Source organism: Actinoplanes sp. NPDC026670, from assembly GCF_040638175.1.
Taxonomy (GTDB): domain Bacteria; phylum Actinomycetota; class Actinomycetes; order Mycobacteriales; family Micromonosporaceae; genus Actinoplanes.
This window is the reverse complement of the sequence record NZ_JBEZXU010000004.1, coordinates 252974-272296: the sequence shown is the minus strand read 5'-3', so window position 1 is coordinate 272296 and position 19323 is coordinate 252974. Positions and strand designations below refer to the sequence as shown.

The 19323-nt window shown below is 70.2% G+C and carries 18 protein-coding genes; 7 read left to right on the top strand and 11 right to left on the bottom strand.

Annotated features, from left to right (window positions below):
* The 4 genes from AB0E94_RS06285 to AB0E94_RS06270 are packed head-to-tail and all read left to right on the top strand — an operon-like array spanning nt 1 to nt 4191.
* Entirely contained in the window at nt 1-1929 is a 1929-nt protein-coding gene (locus AB0E94_RS06285) for an MFS transporter (protein WP_360323190.1), read from the top strand.
* A gap of 5 nt (nt 1930-1934) precedes the next feature.
* Entirely contained in the window at nt 1935-2477 is a 543-nt protein-coding gene (locus AB0E94_RS06280) for a hypothetical protein (protein WP_360323188.1), read from the top strand.
* On the top strand, nt 2474-3592 hold the full coding sequence (locus AB0E94_RS06275; protein ID WP_360323186.1) for a M23 family metallopeptidase: 1119 nt from the start codon (nt 2474-2476) through the stop codon (nt 3590-3592). Before AB0E94_RS06280 ends, AB0E94_RS06275 begins: the two co-directional genes overlap by 4 nt.
* A gap of 11 nt (nt 3593-3603) precedes the next feature.
* Nucleotides 3604-4191: a hypothetical protein gene (locus AB0E94_RS06270; RefSeq protein WP_360323184.1), complete on the top strand. Its 588-nt coding sequence runs from the start codon at nt 3604-3606 to the stop codon at nt 4189-4191.
* Between the two features lie 5 nt (nt 4192-4196).
* Here AB0E94_RS06270 and AB0E94_RS06265 read toward each other — a convergent pair whose 3' ends face one another.
* The 5 genes from AB0E94_RS06265 to AB0E94_RS06245 form a co-directional block, all read right to left on the bottom strand.
* A complete protein-coding gene (locus AB0E94_RS06265; protein ID WP_360323182.1) occupies nt 4197-4709 on the bottom strand; it encodes a hypothetical protein in 513 nt (170 codons plus the stop codon).
* 115 nt (nt 4710-4824) lie between these two features.
* Nucleotides 4825-5130, bottom strand: coding sequence for a hypothetical protein (locus tag AB0E94_RS06260; protein WP_360323180.1), 306 nt, complete (start codon nt 5128-5130; stop codon nt 4825-4827).
* Nucleotides 5127-6122, bottom strand: a complete 996-nt coding sequence (locus AB0E94_RS06255; RefSeq protein ID WP_360323178.1) for a hypothetical protein — start codon at nt 6120-6122, stop codon at nt 5127-5129. Before AB0E94_RS06255 ends, AB0E94_RS06260 begins: the two co-directional genes overlap by 4 nt.
* Nucleotides 6119-6424: a hypothetical protein gene (locus AB0E94_RS06250; protein WP_360323176.1), complete on the bottom strand. Its 306-nt coding sequence runs from the start codon at nt 6422-6424 to the stop codon at nt 6119-6121. The genes AB0E94_RS06255 and AB0E94_RS06250 overlap by 4 nt, the downstream gene beginning before the upstream one ends.
* An 8-nt stretch (nt 6425-6432) precedes the next feature.
* Nucleotides 6433-6759 (bottom strand): hypothetical protein, encoded by a 327-nt coding sequence (locus AB0E94_RS06245; RefSeq protein ID WP_360323174.1) that lies wholly within the window; start codon nt 6757-6759, stop codon nt 6433-6435.
* A gap of 191 nt (nt 6760-6950) precedes the next feature.
* On the opposite strand from AB0E94_RS06245, the gene AB0E94_RS06240 reads away from it, so the two are divergent.
* The 3 genes from AB0E94_RS06240 to AB0E94_RS06230 are packed head-to-tail and all read left to right on the top strand — an operon-like array spanning nt 6951 to nt 10496.
* On the top strand, nt 6951-9548 hold the full coding sequence (locus tag AB0E94_RS06240) for an FtsK/SpoIIIE domain-containing protein (RefSeq protein ID WP_360323172.1): 2598 nt from the start codon (nt 6951-6953) through the stop codon (nt 9546-9548).
* A complete protein-coding gene (locus AB0E94_RS06235) occupies nt 9545-10225 on the top strand; it encodes a hypothetical protein (RefSeq protein ID WP_360323171.1) in 681 nt (226 codons plus the stop codon). The genes AB0E94_RS06240 and AB0E94_RS06235 overlap by 4 nt, the downstream gene beginning before the upstream one ends.
* Before the next feature lie 10 nt (nt 10226-10235).
* Nucleotides 10236-10496 carry a hypothetical protein gene (locus AB0E94_RS06230; protein WP_360323169.1) on the top strand — a complete coding sequence of 87 codons (261 nt, stop codon included), beginning with the start codon at nt 10236-10238 and terminating at the stop codon, nt 10494-10496.
* A 7-nt stretch (nt 10497-10503) separates the two neighbouring features.
* Here the strand turns inward: AB0E94_RS06230 and folE are convergent, their stop codons facing one another.
* The 6 genes from folE to dacB all read right to left on the bottom strand — a co-directional run bounded on the left by folE (nt 10504) and on the right by dacB (nt 17581).
* Nucleotides 10504-11142 carry a GTP cyclohydrolase I FolE gene (folE, locus tag AB0E94_RS06225; protein ID WP_360323167.1) on the bottom strand — a complete coding sequence of 213 codons (639 nt, stop codon included), beginning with the start codon at nt 11140-11142 and terminating at the stop codon, nt 10504-10506.
* Nucleotides 11143-11147: 5 nt separating this feature from the next.
* A complete protein-coding gene (gene ftsH, locus AB0E94_RS06220; protein WP_360323165.1) occupies nt 11148-13163 on the bottom strand; it encodes an ATP-dependent zinc metalloprotease FtsH in 2016 nt (671 codons plus the stop codon).
* A 277-nt stretch (nt 13164-13440) separates the two neighbouring features.
* Nucleotides 13441-14016, bottom strand: a complete 576-nt coding sequence (gene hpt / locus AB0E94_RS06215; protein WP_360323163.1) for a hypoxanthine phosphoribosyltransferase — start codon at nt 14014-14016, stop codon at nt 13441-13443.
* A 65-nt stretch (nt 14017-14081) separates the two neighbouring features.
* Nucleotides 14082-15056: a tRNA lysidine(34) synthetase TilS gene (gene tilS / locus AB0E94_RS06210; RefSeq protein WP_360323161.1), complete on the bottom strand. Its 975-nt coding sequence runs from the start codon at nt 15054-15056 to the stop codon at nt 14082-14084.
* A gap of 2 nt (nt 15057-15058) precedes the next feature.
* The gene (locus AB0E94_RS06205; RefSeq protein WP_360323159.1) at nt 15059-16099 is read right to left on the bottom strand and encodes a zinc-dependent metalloprotease; all 1041 of its coding nucleotides are present in this window, start codon (nt 16097-16099) and stop codon (nt 15059-15061) included.
* 63 nt (nt 16100-16162) lie between these two features.
* Complete coding sequence (gene dacB / locus AB0E94_RS06200) at nt 16163-17581, bottom strand: D-alanyl-D-alanine carboxypeptidase/D-alanyl-D-alanine-endopeptidase (protein WP_360323157.1); 1419 nt, start codon at nt 17579-17581, stop codon at nt 16163-16165.
* Nucleotides 17582-19323: the final 1742 nt, after the last annotated feature.

The following is a 19323-nucleotide window of genomic DNA, read 5'->3' as shown; positions in this document are numbered from 1 at the left end:
ATGGTGCGGCGGGGGCTGGCGTTTCTCACGGCGTTGCTCGTGCTGGTGGTGGCGTCGATAGCGTGGGCGGTCGCTTCTCCGGGGGTGGCGGTGGCCGGGCCGCGGGCTCAGGTGCCGGGCGGCGCGTGCAGCGTCGAGGAGTGGCAGTCCGACTTCAAGGCATGCGTGGACCGCCTAGCCGAAGTGGTCGACACTCGGGTCGGCTGCCTCAACCCGCCGACGCCGAGCACCCCCGACTCCGGCCTCGCCGGCTGGTTCGCCGAGCGGCCCGCGTCCTCCACCAAGAACAGCTTCCCCGGTCTTTACAGCGACTACGGCTACGCCGGCTACAACTTCGTCACCTATGACCTGGAGGGTGGCTGCGCGTCGACGATCGTCGACGCGGATCAGAAGTTCGAGACCACCATCGCCAACGGCGAATTCATGATCGCCACCGCGGTGATCGGTGCCTCGAACGCCCTCCGGGAACGTGCCTGGAACCCGGAGACCCTCTGGGGCTGGGCCGACCCGCTGGTCGACCAGGCCACCAAAGCCGTCTACCAGAAGGTGTTCACCGTCTTCGGTGTGGTCACGCTCGCCGTGGTCGGCCTCTATCTGCTGTGGCGTTCCCGGCAGGCGGAGATGGGCGCCGCGACGACCACGGCCGGCTGGGCGATCTTCATCATGGTCGTGGTCACCGCCATCGCGGCGTGGCCGGTGCAGTCCGCCAAGATCGCCGACCAGAGCCTGATCACCTCACTCAGCGTCGTCCACGATGCCGTCGGGCCACAGCCCAAGGAGCAGGTCGGCGAGTGCGCCCTCGGGCCGGAGGCCTGCGAGGACAAACGCCCGCCTGCGGTCCGCGCCAGTGACACCGCGACCGAGACCATGCTCTACCGGAACTGGCTGCGCGGGGTCCTCGGCTCTGCCGACAGCGAGACCGCCAAGAAGTACGGCCAGGCCCTCTACGACGCCCGGTCCTTCAGCTGGGACGAGGTCCAGCAGATCCGTCAGATCACGGACTCCCGCCAGCCCTTGATCGACCTCAAGCAGACCCAGTGGATGAAGGTCGCCGAGCAGATCAAGGCCGAGGACCCGGAGGCCTACGAGTACCTTCAGGGCTCCAAGGGGATGGAGCGTGTCGGCGCCGGTTTCATCGCGATGCTGGCGGCGTTCATGTATGCGATGTTCGACATCACCGCCTCCCTCCTGGTCCTTCTCGGCTTCCTGGTCTTCCGGTGGGCGGTCATCGCAGCACCGATCCTGGGCACCATTGGCCTGCTGCGACCTGCGAGCGGCGGCGTCCGGCGGTTGGGTAACGCGGTGGTAGCCGCAGTCTTCAACATCGCCATCTTCGGTACCGGCGCGGCGATCTACCTGTTCGCCGTCGACCTGATCATGAACACGGCGAGCCTGGCCGGCTGGCTCCAGGTGGTGCTGGTCTGGCTCTGTGGTGTGGTCGGATGGCTGCTGCTCCGGCCGTACCGCCGGATCACCCAGCTCGGCGGCAAGGACGGCGCGGCCACCATCGCGTCCGGTGGATCCTGGCACCGGCGCTTCTTCCGCGACATGCGTGAAGCGGCGAAGCTGGAGGTCGCCGAAGGTGGCGGCACCCGTGAGCCGACGTTCGGCAAGGGCCAGTTCGAACAGCGCAGCCTGCGTCCGGAGGCACGTATCGAGGACTCCTCGACGACGTCGCGCCGCGAGGCCGAGGTCGTTCCGGTCGCCACCCCGACCCGTCCGGACGGCAACGAGACCGTGCGGGACAACGAGCCCGTCCCCGTCGCGTCCGAAAAGGGACCGGCCAAATCGACCCGGACCCGCGGTGGTTCCGACTGGACCGAGCCGGATGTGTCCGAGCGGCCGACCTCCTACTCGATCTACCGGCCCGAAACCGGGGCGACGAGTGAGGAGCCGGCCAGCCCGCGGGTGCGCTCCGAGGCCCGGTGAGTGGCATGTCTGGGCTGATCACACGCACCCTGAACGGGATCTTCCGGTCCCGTTGGGGAGTCGCCATCGTCCTCGGCGCGATCGTGCTGGCGGTCGTCGGGATCGGACGGCTGTTCTCGGACGGGCAGGCCGCCGCGCCGCTGGGGAAGAGCAGCCCGGCACCGGCGATCAGCATCGACCCGTCGGACAACGACAGCGTCGCCTCGTCCGATCCACCACCCACCCCGAAGACCAAGCCGGGGCGGGCGCAGCCGGAGGCGGTGGCCTATGCGTTCGCCTCCGCCTGGGTCGACCACAGCGACATCACCGCGAAGAAATGGCTGAGCCGCCTCCAGCCGAACGCCACGCAGAACCTGACCGAGCAGTTGCGCGGCGTGGATCCCGCCGCGGTCCCGGCCGATCGGGTGGTCGGTAAACCCAGCCTGGTCGCGGTCAGCGACTCGCTGGTGAACGCGACCGTGACCATGGACAACGGCAAACTGGGGCTTCGGATGGTGGCCCCGGACGGCGCCTGGCTGGTCGACGGCATCGACTGGGAACCGGCATGAGCCTCCGGCGGCCGCGCAAGGTGGTCCTGCTGGTCGCCGCGGTCGTCACACTGGCCCTGTTGTGCTGCGGCGGCAGCCTCACCATCCTGGTCTGGAACGGGCTGCGCAGTGACAGCGACGACCGCTTCATCAACGCCTCGCTGGCCTGCGGAAAGGGCGGGGCTCTCGACCCGGACTCGCAATTGCCGGAGATCAGCCCCTATGACGGGGGACAGATCCGCAACGCGGCGATCATCATCAACGTCGGGGCGGACATGGGCCTGCCGCCACGGGCCTGGGTGATCGCGGTGGCGACCGCGATGCAGGAGTCCGGCCTGAACAACCTCGGTGATCTCGGCGCAAAGAACGACCACGACTCGCTCGGTCTCTTCCAGCAGCGGCCCAGCTCCGGCTGGGGAACGCCGAAGCAGGTCCGGGACCCGGTCTACGCGAGCACCAAGTTCTACTCGAAGCTCAAGACGATCCAGGGCTGGGAGAAGATGGCCCTCACCAGGGCCGCTCAGTCGGTGCAGATCAGCGCCTATCCCGATGCCTACGCCAAGCACGAGCCGCTGGCGACGCAGATCGTCAACCTCCTCGCCAACGGGGCCGCCAACGCCGTGGGCGACTCGGTGACCCTTCAGTGCTCGGTGTCCGGGGCGATCGCGGCGTCGGGCTGGACCATTCCGCTGAAGGGGCCGGTCGGTTCGGGATTCCGGACCGCCTCTCGGCCCAGCCACCAGGGCGTCGACATCAGCGTGGACAAGTACCGGCCGATCTACGCGGTGGCCAGCGGCACGGTGTCGGTGGTCAAGTGCGACGAGGACTTCCGCGGCCGGAAGACCTGCAATGTGGACGGCTACCCGGGCAAGGGCGGCTGCGGGTGGATGGTCGAGATCGTCCATGCGGGTAACGTGATGACACGCTACTGTCACATGGTGCAACAGCCCTTCGTGCGAAAGAATCAGCAGGTCGTGGCGGGCGAACAGATCGGGCGCGTCGGCAGCAGCGGCAACTCGTCCGGCCCGCACCTGCACTTCGAGGTGCACCTGGGCAATGACCGGTCGAGCGCCGGCGCGGTCGATCCGGTCCGGTTCATGCAGGGGCAGGGCGCCCCGTTGGGGAACGAGGGATGAGCAGCGGATCTATGCCGGACCCATTCAGCGGCCGGCGTGACGGAGCGCTGGACTCACCACGCCCGATAGTGCCCACGCCCGCGACCATGGCCGGCGATCTGCGCGGCCGTCGTGTTCTCGTCGGACTGCCCGGCCACGGCTGGCGCGGTGATCTCCGCGCCGACGAGAAGGTGATACAGGGCAGCCGCACCTACGTCCCGGTGATGCCGGAGGCGGAGTGGTACCGCGCCGAGGCCGAACGCACCGAGGTCTTCGCCGCGCTGGTCCCGGTCGAGCGGGTCTGGGTCGAGGAACTGGGATTCCCCGGCACCACGACCCCCGGCGCGAAGGTGAACCAGTTGGTCTCGCTCGACGAACCGCCCCGCCGGCCGCCGGTCTCCGCGATCGACGCCGACACGCTCACCGGTCGCCGGGTGACGCAGATCCTCGACGACGGCAACGAACGGCGCGATCTCCGAGCGGTGACCGAGTCACATGTGAGTGACGACGGAACCGTCAGCGTCCGGGTGGCACAGGAGCTCGACTGGTACCGGTGGGGCTGGAGTGGCAAACTCCCCCGGACGCTCGAAGTACCGGCCCACCTGCTCTGGGTCGAGTAACCTCGTCACTCCGTCCGGGTCGCTACGCAGACACGCCAGCCGTCCTGGTCCTCCACCGTCAGGTCCCATGAGCTTCCGTCCCGGCCCGATCCGTCCGAGATGCGACGGCTCACGTCCACCTTCGCGACGCCGCTCGCTCCGTCGGTGGTGACACTCACGATTCGCCACGTCATCGTGATGCCGACCGAGAACTCCTTCTCCCGGCGGGCCGTGTCGTCGCGGTAGGCCTGTAAGGCGGAGAGATCGCTACCCGATTTGCACTGGTAGAGCGCGGCTTCTTGATCATTTCGGTTGGAGAGGTATGCGCCCAGGAAGTTGGTGACCACCGCACCGGGCGTGTCCCGCTTGATCTCGGTGGCCTCGTCGTAGAGGACGTAGAAGGCGCCCACACCGCCCACACACAGCAGGGCGAGAAGCCCACCGGTCAGCGCCAGCGCCAGCCGGGCCCGACGGCTCTGGAATCGGCCCCGGCGCGCGCCCGGAAGACTCCCCAGCGGCCGTGACACCGGCTTGCTCACAGTCTCACCGTCGGCCCGGGGCGCCGGTGACGTCTCAGGCTCTCGCGGTCCCATGTGTACGACATTAGTTCGTCCACCGGACCGGTCCATGATCGACATGTCGCGGAGGCCACCGTCAGCCTCGGCTCAGCGTGATGAACTCGGTCTCCGAGCCCCAGTGCCGGAGAACCTCGACCACAGCGTCCTTGATCACGGCGAGATCCACCGCCGGGATCGGCTCACCGTCATCCCAGGAGGGGACGGCAGGCAGGTATATGCCGTGGCTTCCGACACCTCGGTCCACCGGCAGAACCATGCTGCGTCCCTGATAGTCGGCGCGCAGTGTCTCCCGGTCGACACTGCGCAACACCACGCCCGTGTCGGTCCGTGCCTCCTGGCTGTGGATGTCCTCGACGCCCATCCGGTCTCCGTTCGAAGTCACGCCTCGGGATCGATGACACTAATATTCGTCACCGCCGGATTCCGTTCCAAGGCCGGTTTCTCGACGGTGTTCCAGATGCTGTTCACCCGCGGGTTGTGCGACCAGGCCGTCACCTCGCCCTGAGCGCTTTCGGCGTACCTCTCGGAAAGCCGTCCCCAGATGTCCTCGGCCTGATCGGACCTGATCGGCGAATGATTCTCGAAGAGAAGCATGTCGTCGAACCTCGAGCCGCCGGGTGTCTGCTCCAGCGTGACCTTGGTGACTCCGTCCGTGTACTTCTCGGCGATCTCCCGCATCCGGGTTCCGTCCTCCAGCTTCCCGGAGTAGAAGTTGGCGCCGTTGAACGGGCTGCGGACGTCGGCCCGTTCGACCTCGCGCATCAACCGGTGGAATTCCGAGTTCTGCCCGAAGTGCTTGGCGAGCTGTCCGGCGTGCTGGGCGGCGGCCTTGGTCCCGGCGGTTCGCAGCAGCGTCGCCGCCTGACCGAACATGTCCGCGATCTCACCTTCGACCACCTGGAGCGCCTTGTGGACGAGCTGGCGGCAGGCGACCCGGCTGGCGGCGATGAAGATCGGGATCTCGCCGAGGGTGGCGCCGGCCGACACCGCCGCGGTGGCGACGGCCTGTCCGACCTGGAAGGCGAGGAGGGTGAGCTGGGCGATGTAGGCGGTCTTGAGCGCGACGGTGACGCCGGCCATCGCGATGAGCCCGGCGCCGATGAGCTCGACCGCGGTCGCGGCGTCGTCGAGGTGCCGGCCGGGGCCGTCCTCGCCGTTCCACCACTGTTCGAAGGCGTCGACGGAGGCGCCCTCGTTCTCCAGCCAGACCCGGCGGGCGGCGGTGTCGGCTTCGGCGGCGTGCCGGCGCAGCCGGGTGGCGTGTTCGATCCAGGCGAGACCGTCGGCGTGCAGGCGGTCCTCGTCGGCCTGCGGCCAACTGAGCCCGAGCCAGGACAGCGGCTCGGTGAGCTCAGCGGGCAGCTCGATGGTCATGACGGGCCCCCGGTCAGTCCGGCGGCGGCTTCTGCGTCGACGGCGGCGATCGACCGGGCCTGGGTGTGCAGGTCGAGGGCGGCCTCGCCGAGCTGCTGGACGTGGCTGCCGAGGGCCTGGAGGGCGTGCCCGAGCACGGACTGGTAGGCGAGGGCGAACATGCTGCCGCTCTCGTCGGCGCCCCACGGGCTGTCCGGTCCGGCGACGGTGGTCTCCAGGGCGCCGAGGTCGTCGGCCATCCGCTGGGCGATCCCGGCGAGGGCGCTGCCGGCGGCCGCCACGATCTGCGGATCGAGCTTCACGCGTACGTTCATCGCCGTGCCGCCCGCCGGGAGAGGTCGTGCAGGGCCTGGGAGATCTCCGCGAAGCGCCGTTCGGCCGCGGTGTTGACGTCGGCGACGGATGCTTCGAAACCGGGCTGCCCGGCCTGCGCGCCGGTGATCGCGTCGAAGAGGGCGGTGCGGAGCTCGTCGACGGTGAGTTCGGTGACCTGAGGGTCGAGGACGACGTCCCACAGCCGGCCCTCGCCGTCGAGTTCGATCCGGACGAGTCCGTCGGCGCCTTCCCCGAAGGAGGCGATGTAGTCCGTCTCCCGGGTGGATCGGGCGTGCTCGTCGTACTCCTGGGTGACGTTCACCTCGGCCTCCCTCGCACGGTAGCGGTACCTGCGAATACCGCTGTTGCACGCTCCGAGTTCAAACCGGCACGCAACGTTTCTTCGGGAGTCGAGATTGGACGGATGCGAGCGGGTCCGGCACGAAAGTCGCACCGGGGACGCAACGCGGTGCCCGGACGGGTCTGGGATAGGTTTTATTCCGCGGACAGGAGGTGACGGCAGTGGCGGATTCGACTCTGCGGGTCCGGCAGGCCGCTGCTTTGCACCGGCAGGCCGTGGCGACGGCGGATGCTGCCTCGGTCGCGCTGGAGGCGTTCGCGCCGGCCGCCGCCGACCCGCGTGAGCAGCATCGTCTGGCCGACCGGTTGCGGGCGGCCGCGGCGCAGCTGGCGCCGGGCTGGCTGGGTTCGACGCTCGACGCGTTGTCGGCGGTGGCGCCGCTCGGCGGGACGACGATTCCGCAGTTCGTGCGGGTGGGTCTGGCGCAGCCGCTGGACGATGTGCGGTTCCCGGCGGTGGTGCCGCTGCTCGGCACGGGCCACCTGACGATCGACGCCACGGCCACCGACCCACGGGTGTTCGGTGTGCTCCGGTCGTTGCTGCTGCGTCTGCTGGCGAGTGCTCCGGCGGGTTCGCTGCTGGTGCGCGCGGTGGACGGGGTCGGTGGCGGCGCCGTGTTCGAGCCGTTCGAGGAGCTGTCCGACGCCGGTCTGATGTCGCCGCCGGCCACCGACCGGCAGGGTCTGCGTGATGTGTTGTCCGAGGCGGAGAAATGGCTGCGCCCGGCACGGGCCGGGGCGGGGCGGCGGGCCCGGCGTGACCGGGTTCTGCTGGTGGTGATCGCGAGCCTGCCGGAGATGACCGAGGGTGAGGAGCTGCGGCGGATCGCGGCGCTGGCCCAGCAGGGGCCCGATTCCGGGTTGCACCTGGTGGTGGCCGGTTGGCCGCCGCCTCCGCTGACCGCCGAGACGACACAGGCGCCGCTGCCGCGGACGACGGCGATCTCGGTGCGTAATCCGTATGCGATCGTCGGCGATCCGCCCGGTGGCACGTTCGGGTCGGCGCCGGAGACCGCGTGGCTGAACGCGCCGGTGTTCCTGGACGAGGATCCGCCACCGCATCTGATCGACGCGGTCTGCCGGGATCTGGCGGCCGATTCGGCTGAGGCGTCCCGGGTGACGCTCTCCGATCTGCTGCCGGAGCCGGGCGAGGAGCTGTGGTCGCAGGACGCGGCGGCGGGTGTGGAGACGGTGGTGGGTCATCACGGTGACGTGCCGCTGGTGCTGCGCTTCAACGACCTGACTCCGCACTGGATGCTCGGTGGCCGGTCGGGCGCCGGCAAGACGGCTTTCCTGATCAACGTGCTGTATGGGCTGGGCGCCCGGTACAGCCCTGATGAGCTGGCGCTCTACCTGCTGGATTTCAAGGAGGGCGTGTCGTTCTCCGAGTTCGTGCCGACCCAGCGGGACCGGACGTGGCTGCCGCACGCGCGGGCGGTCGGGGTCGAGTCCGACCGGGAGTATGGTCTGGCCGTTCTGCGTGAGCTGGACGCTGAGATGGGCCGCCGCTCGCTGGCGTACAAGCGGGCCGGGGTGTCGCGTTTCGCCGATCTTCGTGCGGTCGCCGCGGAGGAGGGCCGGGGCCGTCCACTGCCCCGGGTCCTGTGCGTGATCGACGAGTTCCAGGTGCTGCTGGCCGGCAACGATCCGATGGCCGCCGAGGCGGTGGCGCTGCTGGAGTCGCTGGCCCGCAAGGGCCGGTCGTATGGGATACACCTGATCCTGGCCAGCCAGACGGTGCTCGGTGTCGAGGCGCTGTATGCGAAACGCGACTCGATCTTCGGTCAGTTCCCGGTGCGGATCGCCCTGCCCGGTGGCGGTGATGTGCTGGAGCCGACGAACGACTCGGCGGCCGGCCTGCCGATGGGCAGCGCGGTGGTCAACACCGCTGGTGGCCTGGGTGGTCCCCGGGGTGCGACCCGCGGTCACGAGCGGGTGGTCCGGTTCCCCGATCCGCATGCCGACCAGGCGCTGCTCAGCGACCTGCGGCACCGGCTGTGGGGCAGCCGGGACCAGGAGTCACAGCCGCCGAAGATCTTCGCGGGGTATGCGCAGCAGCATCTGGCCGACGACCCGACCTATCGGGCGGCGCTGGCCGGCCGGGTGCCTCGACCGGCCGCGATGGTGGGCCGGGTGATCGACGTGGCGCTGTCGACCGCGACGTTCCCGCTGGACTCGTCGCCGGGCCGGCATCTGGCGATCCTGGGTTCGCAGACGGCGGGCGCGGAGGCGCTGGACGCGGCGGCCCGCAGTGTCGCCGCGTGTCATCCGCCGCGGTCGGCCCGGTTCGTCATCGCGTCGCTGGTGGCCGAGGGTGACGCCCGGGCGGCCGCGCTGGCCGCCGAGATCGGGCACCGGCAGGACGTCGAGGCCGTGGACGCCGCTGGTTTGGCCGCTGAGCTCACCGCGGACCGTCCCGGGTATCTGGTGGTGTTCGGGATGGACGCGGCGCCTCCGGGGACTCTGGGGGGTCTGCGGCAGTTGTTGCGGGAGGGCCCGAGCCGTGGCGCGCATCTGCTGTCGTGGTGGCGTGGGGTGCGCCGGTTCAGTGAGGAGACCGGCGGGAGCATGGGCCGGGAGGATGTGGCCGGCCTGCTCTTCCTGAATGTGCCGCAGGCCGACGTCTCGCTGCAGCTGGGCCGGCCGGTGGACTGGCAGCCCCGGGCGAACCGGGCGCTGCTGCACGACAGGCATGCCGACCGCACGGTGACCGTGGTCCCGTTCGTAGACCCGGAGAGTGACGAGCCGTGACGGAGCAGGCCGAGCAGCACGGGGTGATCCCGGTGCAGACGGGGCCACCCACGTCGGCCCCCTGGGCGGAGTACCTGGCCGCCGCCCAGGAACTGGACTCGGTGCGGCGCGCGGCGAGTTCGGTGGCCGGCGAGCATGCCGCGACTGTCGCGGCCGCCCGGCAGGAGCTTTCGTCGGTACGGGCACGGCTGGCCCCGCAACGAGCGCGGCTGGCACGCGACTTCCGCGTACCGGAAAATGATCTGATGCCGCACCCGGCGGACCAGGCCGAGGCGATGGACCGGGTGGCCGGTGGCCCGCCGGCCGTGCTGTCGGCGCTGCGTGCGGCCCGGGCCACCGCGGATGCCGCGGACAATGCCTTCGTCGGGCCGGGCCCGGCCGGGCCGCACCGGCCGCGGGCGCGCAACCTGGTGGTCTATGGGCCGTTCGCGGCCGCGGTGCTGCTGGTGCAGGTGCTGCTGTTCGTGGTGGCGCCGTCCGGGTCGCCGTCGACGCCGGCGCTGCTGTGCGGGCTGAGCATGCCGTTGCTGGCGTTCGGGCTGGGTTGGGCGACGATCGGTTTCGTCTACGGCGGTGACGGGGTCAAGGTCGACCGGACGCCGGTGCTGGGCCTGATCACGTGTCTGACGCCGGTGCTGCTGACCTGTGCCGGCACCGGTCTCGAAGCGCTTTTCTGAGGGGGACGCGGTGGCGAACGTCGAAGAGGTCAAGGTCAACGTGGCGGCCACGGTGGACGGCGCGCAGCGGGCCGTCGCCGGGATCAAGGTCGTGTCCGATCAGCTGGACGAGGCGCTGACCCGGTTGCGGGTGACTGCGGTGGGCTCGTTCCATCCGGCCGCGGCGGCCGCCATCGCGCAGCTGGAGCAGGCGCGGACCAGGCTGGACGAGGCAGTGCAGCTCACCCACGCGGCGGTCGACTCGGCCAACCAGTTCCGCAGCACGATCTAAACGCCCCTCAACGGGCGTTTATCAGCGCCATCACTTCGGCGCGGACCTTGCCGTCGGTCTGGAAGCCACCGCGGACGGCGCTCGTCACGGTACGGGCGCCGGCCTTGCGGATGCCGCGCATCTCCATGCAGAGGTGCTCGCACTCCAGGACGACGATCGCGCCGCGGGCGCCGAGCCGCTCCATCAGCAGGTCGGCGATCTGTGAGGTGAGGCGTTCCTGGACCTGCGGGCGGCGGGCGAAGACCTCGACGAGCCGGGCCAGTTTCGACAGCCCGGTGATCCGGCCGTCGGTGCCGGGGATGTAGCCGATGTGCGCCACGCCCTTGAACGGCAGCAGATGGTGCTCGCACATGCTGTGCAGTTCGATGTCGCGGACCAGGACGAGTTCTTCGTGGTCGGCTTCGAACGTGGTGGTGAGGACGCTGGCCGGGTCGACCCGGAGCCCGGCGAACAGCTCGGCGTAGGCGCGGGCGACCCGGGCCGGGGTCCGCTGGAGCCCGTCCCGGTCCGGGTCCTCACCGACGGCGATGAGGATCTCCCGGACCGCTTTCTCGATCCGCCCGAGGTCGACGGCCTGCTCGACCGGTGTGCCGGTGAGCTTGCCGTCGACCAGACGGGCGGCGAGATAGTCGAGTTCGTCCGACAAGTTGATCAGTTGCTGCTTTCCGAACCGTTCGCATTCGGGTTGTGCCCGACCGCGATTTGACCGTCGGCCTCGGCCTGCGCCTTCAGCTTCTCCCGCTCGGCCGGGGTGACCACGGGCGGCGCCTCGGACGGCAGGCGCTTGCCGAAGCCGTTGAACGGCGACATCGGCGGGCGCTTGGCCACCCGGGCACAGATCCGGTTCATGTCCTCCTGCGTGATGGTCTCCTTCTCCATCAGCTCGAGGACCATGTTGTCGAGCACGTCGCGGTACTCGACCAGGATCTCCCAGGCCTCGTCGTGCGCGAGCTCGATCAGGGCCCGGACCTCGCCGTCGATGTCGGCGGCGACCGCGTCCGAGTACGCCTTGTCGTGACCCATGCTGCGGCCCATGAACGGCTCGTCGCCGGTGGTGCCGTACTTCACGGCGCCCAGCTTGGAGCTCATGCCGTACTGCGTGACCATGGCCTTGGCGAGGTTGGTCGCCTTCTCGATGTCGTTGCCGGCGCCGGTGGTCGGCTCGTGGAAGACGAGCTCCTCGGCGGCCCGGCCACCCAGCGCGTACGCCAGGGTGTCGATCATCTCGGCCCGGGTCTGCGTGTACTTGTCCTCGGTCGGCAGGACCAGCGTGTGACCGAGCGAGCGGCCGCGCGGCAGGATCGTCACCTTGTGCACCGGGGCGGAGTGCGGCAGAGCGTAGGCGACCAGCGCGTGTCCACCCTCGTGGTACGCGGTGATCTTCTTTTCCTTGTCGCTCATCGCCCGGGTACGGCGCTCGGGGCCGGCGATGACCCGGTCGATCGCCTCTTCGAGGTACTCGTTGGAGATCGCCCGCTTCTCGTGCCGGGCGGTCAGCAGCGCAGCCTCGTTGATCACGTTGGCCAGGTCGGCGCCGGAGAAACCGGGCGTGCGGCGGGCCACCGAGTCGAGGTCGACGTCTGGCGTGAACGGCTTGCCCTTGGCGTGCACCCGCAGGATCGCCTTGCGGCCCTCCATGTCCGGGTTGTCGACCGGGATCTGCCTGTCGAAACGGCCGGGGCGGAGCAGGGCCGGGTCGAGGATGTCGGGCCGGTTGGTGGCCGCGATCAGGATCACGCCGCCCTTGGTGTCGAAGCCGTCCATCTCGACGAGCAGCTGGTTGAGGGTCTGCTCACGCTCGTCGTGGCCACCGCCCATGCCGGCGCCACGGTGCCGGCCGACGGCGTCGATCTCGTCGACGAAGACGATCGCCGGAGCGTTCGACTTGGCCTGCTCGAAGAGGTCGCGGACCCGGCTGGCGCCGACGCCGACGAACATCTCGACGAAGTCGGAGCCGGAGATCGAGTAGAACGGCACACCGGCTTCGCCGGCGACCGCACGGGCCAGCAGCGTCTTACCGGTACCGGGGGAGCCGAAGAGCAGCACGCCCTTCGGGATCTTGGCGCCGAGGGCCTGGTACTTCGTCGGGTTCTGCAGGAAGTCCTTGATCTCCTGGAGCTCCTCGACGGCCTCGTCGGCGCCCGCCACGTCGGCGAACGTGGTCTTCGGCGTGTCCTTGGTGATCATCTTCGCCTTGGACTTGCCGAAGTTGAGCACCCGGGAGCCGCCGCCCTGCATCTGCGACATGAACAGCAGCAGCAGGACCACGAGGATCGCGATCGGCAGCAGGTTGATCAGAATGCTCAGCAGGATGTTGTCACCGGAGACCGTGGCGTCGACCGTGCCCGTGACGAACTTGCTGTTCCGGGCCTGCTCGGCTTTCGCGAAGATCTCGTCGGTGAGCTCATACGGATACTGAGCTTCGATCTGCTTGGTGGACTTGCCGTCGAACGTCTCGGGGTTGGCGAGATCGATCTGGAGCGTCTGCTCCTTGTCCTTGAGGACGACCTTGGTGATGCCGTCCCTGTTCAAACGGTCAAGCGCGACCGATGTCTCGACCCTCTGGTAGCTCGGACCACTGGTGAAGAGCATGCTCAGCCCGAGTACGCCGATGATCACCAGAATGATCCAGACCACCGGGCGGCGGAAGAAACGCGTACGTTCCATACTGTTGTCGGGCGCCAAGCGCCCGGACCCTCCTGATCGGCCGTCCTGGTCACCTCAACGTCACCGCCCACCGGCGGCTGCCGAGGCCGTTTCCGGCCCCAGCCCCTCCGGCGCTCGTGACACCACGCCATCGGTCACTCGACCGTACACCGTAGGTACCGATTACGAACCCGTGAGCCCGCAGGGCGAACTACGCGTACGCCCGGTTAAATCAGGGCGGTTCAGGTGCAAAAACGCCCATAATGAACCATTACTGAGAACACGCTGAGAAAGCGGTTCAGCTACGGGCGTACACCTCGGGCTTGAGAACGCCCACGTAGGGCAGCTCCCGGTACCTCTCGGCGAAGTCCAGGCCGTAACCGACCACGAACTCGTTCGGGATGTCGAAACCCACGTAGCGAACCGGGACCTGCACCTTGACCGCGTCCGGCTTACGGAACAGCGCCACCACCTCAACGCTGGCCGGCTGGCGCGACTCCAGGTACTTCATCAGCCAGGAGAGGGTCAGTCCGGAGTCCACGATGTCCTCGACGACGAGCACGTGCCGGCCGGTGATGTCCCGGTCCAGGTCCTTCAGGATCCGCACCACGCCCGACGAGGTCGTCCCCTGCCCATACGACGAGACGGCCATGAACTCCATCTCGGTCGAGGGGCCGTGCTTGCCCAGCGCGCGGGCGAAGTCGGCCATGAACATGACCGCGCCCTTCAGCACGCAGACGAGCAGGATGCCGCCGTCGGCGTCAGTGTGGTCCACGGACACCTGCTTGGCCAGTTCGTCGATCTTCTCCCGGATCTGTTGCTCCGAGATGATCACGTGGTCGATGTCGGTGTCGTACCAAGAGCCATCAGCCATGGGCCTAAGCCTGCCGTATCGAAGTTACCGTTCAGCGAACGGGGCCACTATCCGAACCGGATACCTCACCTGATATCGGCCGGAACCACCCGAACGAGGTCCTCCGAACGGCGTGCGACACCTATTCCTGCGGGCAGAAACACAGGTCCCTGCCCGTGCCAGTCGGTCACCAGCGCGTCCAGGGCGACCACATGGCCGTAGGCCAGAGCCCCGCCGGGCGCCCCCAGCTCCCGTGCCCAGCGGTGCAGCGCCCGGCCCCGGATCGCGGGCAGCATCGCGGCCAGCACCGGCACCGACAGCCCGGCCACCGACCGGGCCGACTCCAGCGCCTGCGCGGACAACTCGTCCAGGGCCGCATTGTCCGCCGCGACCAGCGCCGCGGTCCGGGCCAGGTTGGGCAGCACGGCCGGGCCCAGCGCGTCGACCAGGGCCGGCAGCGCCGAGGCACGGACGCGCGAGCGTGCGTACGCCGGATCGGTGTTGTGTGGGTCCTCCCAGGGCGCGAGGCCGAGGGCGGCACAGGCCTTCCGAGTGTCGGCCCGGGCCACCTCGAGCAGCGGCCGCCGGAAGACCCCACGGCGGGCCGGCATCCCGGACAGCCCGCGCGGCCCGGCGCCCCGGGCCATCGCCAGCAGCACCGTCTCGGCCTGGTCGTCGCGGGTGTGCCCGAGCAGCACCGCAGCCGCGCCCAGGTCGGCCGCCGCCGCGCTCAACGCCTCATACCGCGCGGTGCGAGCGGCCGCCTCCGGCCCGCCGGGCAGGCCGGCCACCGAGACGGTGTCGATCCGCACCGGGTCCAGGCCGGCGTCACGCGCCCACGCGGCCACCGACCGGGCACGCCGGTCCGAACCCTCCTGCAGACCGTGGTCGACCGTGACCAGGCCGACGCGGCGGCCACAGAACTGGGCCGCCGAAGCGAGTGCCAGAGAATCGGCTCCACCCGAGCAGGCCACCAGGATCAGGGCATCCCCGGGAAGGTCGGCCAGGCCCCGGCGCACCGCCATGCGCACTGCCGCCACCGGCGGCGGGATCCTGGCCATGGTCAGCTGTGCACCCTCGCCACCCAGGCGTCCGGGTCGCCGAGCTCCTCCAGGCGGGGCAGCGTCAGCGGGGACTCGAAGATCTTGTTGAAGCCGGCCATGCCGACCCGCTCGTGCACACCGTGGACGAACTTGCGGCCCTCCGCATACTGCCGCATCTTCACCTCGATGCCGAGCACCCGGCGCAACGCCTTCTCCAGGGGGTTTCCGCTCTCGCGGCGCCGGTTGAACTTGGCCCGGATCGACTCGACCGTCGGGATCACCTCGGGACCCACCCCGTCCATGACGAACTCGGCGTGCCCCTCCAGCAGCGTCATCAGCGCGGTCAGCCGGTCCAGCACGGCCCGCTGGGCCGGGGTCTGCACGATGTCCAGCACGGACACCCGGCTCTCCTCGTCGCGCAGCGCCTCGGAGAGCGTCGCCACGCCACGGCGCAGCCGCTCCAGCACGTGCTCACCACCCTGTGACGCGTCGACGAACGCCTGCACCTCGCCGAGGAAGTAGCCACGCATCCACGGGACCGCGGTGAACTGCGTCCGGTGGGTCACCTCGTGCAGGCAGACCCAGAGCCGGAAATCCCGGGGATCGGCGTCGATCTTGCGCTCGACCTCGACGATGTTCGGCGCGTTCAGCAGCAGCTGCCCGGGGTCGCCGGAGAACACCTCATACTGCCCGAGGACCCGGCCGGACAGATACGCCAGCACCGTCCCGGCCTGCACACCCGTCACCCGGGAGCCGATCGCGTCGACCAGCGGGCTCGGCTCCTTGTCACCGGACAGCCGGGTGACCAGCGGGCCGATCACCCGTTGCAGGCCGGCGATGTTCACCTTCGCCCAATCCCGGCGGTCCACCACCCGGACCGGCGGGACCTCGGTCTGCGAGGTCAAGCCGGTGTACGCCGCGACGTGCACCGCCGCCTCGTCGGTCAGCGCCCGCAGCTCGGACACCACCTGAGTGGCCTCCTCGAAGGAGACCGCGGGCCCGGATTTGGACAGCGCGCCAGCAGTTGCGGCGGCCAGATCCCAGTCAACGAACTGCGCCATGCAGCCCACCGTACCCGCGCGGTTCCAGACCGCACTCAGGTGAAACCCCGGATCGGCGTGGACTCAGCAGCCGCAGTCCACCAATCTGGCCGCCACCTTGTCGATCGCCGCCCGGGCCGCAGTGGCGTCCGGGCCACCCTTGGCCATTATCGCGAAGACGAGCACCCGCCGATCCCTGGTCACCAGCACTCCGGCCAGCGTGTTCACGCCGCTCAGGGAGCCGGTCTTGGCCCGTACGACACCCTGCGCGGTGGCGTTGGCGCTGGGTGTGGCGAAGCGCGTCTCCAGGGTTCCGGACCAACCGGCCACCGGCAGTCCGTTGAAGATGTTGCCGAGCGCCGGCTGTGCCCCGCCGGCGGCCAGCTCCAGCGTCTCCACCAGCAGTTCCGGGGTGATGCCGTTGCGGTTGGAGAGGCCGCTCGCGTCGAACAGCTTCGCCTGGTCGGACGGCAGTCCCAGCTCGGCCAGCTTCTCGGCCATCGCCTCGGCCGCACCGGCGAAGCTCGCCTCCTTGCCGGCGGCCAGCGCCACCTGCCGGCCCAGCACCTCGGCCAGCACGTTGTCACTCTGCTGCAGCATCCAGTCGACCACCTGCACCAGCGGCGGCGACTGCACCCGGCCCAGCTCGGCGCCGGGCGTCCAGGTCCCGCCCGGCTCGGCCGACGGCGGCGCGTCGACGGCCCGGCCCGGCGCCGTGCCCCGCTTCACCGATCCCTGCGGGGCGGCGATCATCTTCGCGAACAGCTTGCCCGCCGACAGCGCCGGATCGGCGAACCGCGGGTCCCCACCGAACTCGTTGTGCACCGGCTCGATCCGGCCGGCGTTCGTCATCAGCGACTGGATCCGGGCCACCTGGCCACCCGGCGACACGTCCCAGCTGTCCCAGCCCGGCGCCGTCTCCGGCCCCTCGAACAGGGTGGTGTCCACCAGCACCCGGGTCGGTTTGACACCGCCGAGCGCCTTCTTCACCTGCGCGGCCAGGTCGTCCAGCCGGGCCGCGCCCGGGAACAGGTCCTTGTCGTCCTCGAAGACGGCCATCGTCGCGTCGCCACCGCCGACGATCACCACCTCACCAGGGGCGCTTCCGGCCACGACGCGGGTCTCCAGCCGGTAGGCCGCCCCCCGCGCGGCCAGCACGGTCGCGGCGGTCAGCACCTTCGTGGTCGAGGCGGGCGTGGTCGGTTTCGTCGGGTTGCGCTCGTAGAGAATTGTGTCGCTCGCCACATCAAGCACCTGGATGTGCACGGTGGGGCCGAGCGCTTTCGCATTCACCAGCGGGTCCAGCGCCGCCTTGACCGCGGCCACGTCCGGCACCGAGCCGTCCGCCTCGGCCGCGACCAGAACCGGCGTCGGCGTCGGTTCGGGCGTGGTCGGGGCCGGTGCGGGCGTCGTCCGGGCCGGCTCTCCGGTCAGGGCGTCGAGCCATCCGTCGACCGGCCCGGGCCGAACAACGATGCCGACCGCGGCGGCCAAGACCGCCAAGACCAAAACCCCGACCACCAATTTGGTACGGGAACCGCGCCCCGTTCTCCCATCGGCCGGAGTCACCGCGTCGCCCGGTTTCACGACGGGTGGAGCCGTGGGCACACTCGCCCTGGCCGTATTCGGGGCTACCGTGGCCCGCCCGTACTGCCCGGCCTCAGCCGCCTTCCCCGGCCCGACGCCCGGCACAGCCGCTTTCGCCGCCGAAGCCGCACTACCGGCCACCGCCGCACTGCCAGCCACCGCCGCTTTCGCCGCAGCCGGGCCGCCGACCTGCGCCGCGCCCTTCGCTGCCGTACGGCCGCCCACCTTCGCAGCGCCACTCGCGGTCGGTGTAGTTGGTGTGATCGGTGCGGTCCCGGCCGCTGCCGGGCCGCCGACCTGGGCAGCGCCCGCCGCTGGGCCGCCCGGGGCGGTTCCCGTCGCCGGCGGAACGCTGACCTGCGCCGCGCCCTTGGCCGCCGTAGGGCCGCCCGGCGCGCTTCCCTTCGCCGGCGCCGGCCCGGCAGCGCTCGTACCAGACGTGCCGGTACCCGGTTTCGCCTCCTGCTGCCCAGCATGCTGAGCGGCAGCAGCTGCTGCGGCCGGCCCGAGGTTGATGGTGCGGTCCGGGTCGACCGGCCGCTGGAGACTGACGGTGCGATCCATATCGACAGGCTGCGGTGGATTCGCCGGCCGCTGGAGACTGGCAGTCCGTTCCGGGTCGACAGGTTGTTGCGGACTCGCCGGCTGTTTCCGGCTCTCCGGACGATTCGGATCCACAGGTTGCTGCGGACCCGCCGGGCGATTCAGATCCGCCGGACGACTCAGATCCACGGGTCGCTGCGGACTCGCCGGAGGCTTCAGGTCCGCCGGGCGCGGAAGGCTCGCGGTCCGATCCGGATCCACCGGCCGTTGCTGACTCGCGGACCGATTCGGCTGCTGGAGACTCGCCGTGCGATCCGGGTCGACAGCCTGCTGCGCGCCTGCCGGAGGCTGCTGGCCCGTCGGAGGCTTCGGGGCCGCCGGACGCTGAAGACTCGCGGTCCGATCCGGATCCACCGAGCCAGGGCTCGCCGTCCGCCCCTGGGCCGCGGACGTGTCGATGGTCGCGGTCTGGTCCGGGTCAACCGTCTTGCCCTGCTGCTCAGCGCCGCCCCTCTGACCGGCACCCGATTTGTCCCGCGTGGAGGTCTGACCGCCCCCGGTCGCACCACCTTGAACCGCGGCCCGACCCGAACCACCACCGGGCACCGCCGCCTGGCCAGACGAACCGCTCTTCGCACCCTGACCAGGCGCACCGCGCGTCCCGGCCGGGCCAGGCGCGCTTCCTTGGGCAGCCGACGTAGCTTGTCCCGGAGCAGCAGCTTGTCCCGGAGCAGCACCCTTGGCAGCCTGGCCTTGCGCAGCCTCCGTGGCCCCTCGGACCGCGGCTTGCCCCGACGCCGAACCCTTCGCAGCCGGGCTCGACCCGACACTCTTGGAACCTTCGACCGCTGCTTGCCCCGACGCCGGACCCTTGGCAGTGGGGGCCGCAGCAGCCCCCTTGGCGGCCGGTGCCGTCGCAGCACCCTGGCCAGCGGTAACGCCTTTAGACGCCGAGCCCGATGCAACGCCTTCAGCGGCCGGACTCGCTGCCGCATCTTGAGCAGCTTGGGCCTGGCCAGACGCGGCACTCTCGACAGGCCTGCCCGGCGAAACGGCCTTCGGAGGTTGGGCCGTCGCCTCGCCCCGAGCAGCCGGTCCCGTCGCAGCACCCTTTA